At 54.7% G+C, this 2,881-nt stretch carries 3 protein-coding genes; all 3 read right to left on the bottom strand.

Annotated features, from left to right (window positions below; genetic code table 11):
- On the bottom strand, positions 1–1,409 hold a 1,409-nt coding region (locus ADK28_RS14395), incomplete at its 3' end, for a fimbria/pilus outer membrane usher protein (RefSeq protein WP_152929701.1).
- 46 nt (positions 1,410–1,455) lie between these two features.
- Positions 1,456–1,992, bottom strand: a complete 537-nt coding sequence (locus ADK28_RS14400; RefSeq protein WP_016928382.1) for a fimbrial protein — start codon at positions 1,990–1,992, stop codon at positions 1,456–1,458.
- A 78-nt stretch (positions 1,993–2,070) separates the two neighbouring features.
- Positions 2,071–2,592 (bottom strand): fimbrial protein, encoded by a 522-nt coding sequence (locus tag ADK28_RS14405; protein WP_004938731.1) that lies wholly within the window; start codon positions 2,590–2,592, stop codon positions 2,071–2,073.
- Positions 2,593–2,881: the final 289 nt, after the last annotated feature.

Below are 2,881 nucleotides of genomic sequence, written 5' to 3' on the forward strand. Positions count from 1 at the left end.
GAGAAGCGGTAGCCGGCGAAGGTGATCTGGCTGTCGTACTGGTCGAAGTTCTTCGAATAGCTCAACCGGTACGAACCGCCGGTCAGAGCACCCTCCTGCGGCAAGCGCGCACGCGACTGCGTGGCATCGAATGACAACGCCCCCAGCGCCATCAGATCGCGCCCGATCCCCAGCGACAGCGCGTTGTAATCACCGCCGGCGATGCCCCCGCCGTACAGCGACCAGCCGTTGCTGATGCCCCAGGAGAACTCACCGGTGCCGAACATCGGCCCGCGCAGGTGATGCCCCCATTCCGACGGCTTGCCCGTCGCCAGCTTGTAACGCACCGTACCCGGTCGCGTCAGATAAGGGATGTTGGCGGTGTTCATCTTGAACTCCTGCACGCTGCCGTCTTGCTCTTCGACGCGTACGTCCAGCTCGCCGGAAACCGCGTCGTTGATGTCCTGAATGCGGAATGGCCCCGCCGCCACCTGCGTCTCATACAGCACGCGCCCCTGTTGGCTGACCACCACCTTGGCGTTGGTTTTCGCCACGCCCGTCACTTCCGGCGCATAGCCGCGCAGGTTGGGCGGCAGCATGCTGTCGTCGGATCGCAGACTGACGCCGGTAAAACGCAGGCTGTCGAAAATGTCGGAGTTCAGATAATCCTCCCCCATCGTCAGCCGCGAGCGCAGCGCCGGAATAGCCCGATAGGCGTAATAGCGGCTCCAGTCGAACTGTTTGTCGGTCGACTGAGAAGAACCGGTCTGATGGTTGAGATTAGCCTGCCAATCGGCGCGTAGACGCCAGGCACCCAGATTGGCGCCGCCGGTGCCGTTGCCGCTCAGGCTGTAACTGCTGCCGCCTTTCTGATGTTTTTGCGTTTGAGCATTGACGTTATAGTCAAACAGCAACCCGGGAATACCGTCATCCCAGCGCGAAGGCGGGTCCCAGTTTTCCGAGCTGTATTCCAGATAGGCCTGAGGAATATTGAGGTACAGCGAGGAGCTGGCAAGATCGCCGCGGGCTTCCATCCCAGCCAGGCTGGAGGCGTCAAGGCAACGGCCGCCGTGCGTCCAGTTCAGCGTGCTCAACAGTTTTTCTTTCAGCCCCAGTTGGTTGACCAACTCCGGCGAAAGACAGGCTTCGCTGCCTTTAGGATCGTTCTCGGGCGCCATAAACGTCACCGGCTGTTCCGGCAGGTCGTTCTTATTGACGTGCACCACCATGGTATAAACGCCCGGCATGATGTAGCCGCTGCGCGTAAATTGGCTCAGATCGATATTTTTACGATCGTTAATGTCCAAGACGTCAGTATTGAATTGAATAACGTCGGCGGCATAAACCAACGCGATCGGATTTCCCAGAGAAAGGGCGACACAGAGCCCCAAGGCCTGAAGACGAAATAACTTCCCTGCCGGTGAAAGCATAATAAAGTCCTTTCAATAACGAATTAACCGTCAGTACGAGAAAAAATCAAAAATAATCCAGCTTAAAACGCACTGTGGAAAAATACGCTCCCACCTTCAACGGCTGGTGATTCGGCATTAACGTCATGGAATAATTCAGCACTCGGCTCCCCGGTATTATTCCCTCCATCGGCAACGGTTCCCCTGGAATAACCGGCCTGCCGCGGCTGTCTTTTATCTTCAATGCGATGCCGCGCGCATCACCCTGTACGCCAAACAAAACGCCTTCCGCCAAACCGTCAAACGTGACCTGAAAGAATTTCCAATCAGGCTTGTTTTCCGGACGTTCCAAAATGCAATTAACCAATTCAATACTGAAAGGTTTAGTCATCCCCTGGCCGTCACGAATGATCTGTCCGATAGGAAGCGTGTCCATATCGATAGTCTGATCGCGGCTGCCGGCGGCAATGGCGCAGGCAGTGTCGATAATGGCGCCGTGCATACTGACTTTGCCCCACCCCTGTGCGGCGGAAATTGCACTGCCGGGCGCAAACGCCAACGACGCCAAAAGAACGGCACCCGCTCGATTCCTTGAAAAAAACATCGCGACATTCCTTTGACACAGAGAGTCACCAGGCATGCGGCGTACCCCATGCCTGGTTGATTAAGCCTGCTGTCTCACTTACTGATAAGCCAGAGTGAAGTCGGCTACGGCGGTGAAGTCGCCCGGAACGATGGCTGCGGAAGCGCCTTCACCCTGCAGGTAAGCGGCGAAGTTCAGGCTGTTGTTGCCAGTATTCAGCGTCTGTGCCGCAGTCGCCTGACCCAGTTTGATCGGCTGGCCGCCATAAGTGATTGCTACGCCGGCGCCGCTGGCGGTCCCCGCGATACCCAACAGATCCTTGTTGGTTGACGATGCAATGCCGCTGAAGGTGGTTTTAACGGTTTTCAGCGTAGTGGTATCACACTGCTCCAGCTTGATTTCAAATGGACGCGGGTTGGATTTGCCGCCGTTTTTCAACGCCACGTTAGAAACCTGGCCCAGATCTACGGTCTGATCGATAGACTCGGGTGCAATAGAGCATGGCGCATCAATAATAGAACCCGTGAAGGTCACTTTACCGTGTCCCTGATCGGCTGCCTGTGCAAAAGAACTTGCGCCAAATGCAATCACTGCAGCCATCATGATTTTGTTAAGTTTCATAGAACCTATATTCCTTATAAGAAAAAATGCATATTCCAATCAAGAAAAAGAGCAACAGGAAATCTGCTCGCGCTTATATATGCGCAGCCCTGATTCTTTAGCATCTTGCTGGTTGGTTAACTGCCAAAACCCAAAAATACCGACAATAAACACGTCGATAACGGCAAGTCTGCAGCGGCCCGCCCATTAATGAACTCGTCATATAAAAATAAACGAAATCACAACAAGCAGAGACCAATACTTTCTAACTCGCCCTTCTTGTCTGGCGATGAATATTCTGGCAAATGCC

It is taken from the genome of Serratia sp. 506_PEND (assembly GCF_001076875.1).
Lineage (GTDB): Bacteria > Pseudomonadota > Gammaproteobacteria > Enterobacterales > Enterobacteriaceae > Serratia > Serratia marcescens.

What these genes read in the sequence shown, in the direction of transcription:
- ADK28_RS14400 (WP_016928382.1), bottom strand. Translation starts at nt 1,992, where the DNA reads ATGTTTTTTTCAAGGAATCGAGCGGGTGCCGTTCTTTTGGCGTCGTTG.
- ADK28_RS14405 (WP_004938731.1), bottom strand. Translation starts at nt 2,592, where the DNA reads ATGAAACTTAACAAAATCATGATGGCTGCAGTGATTGCATTTGGCGCA.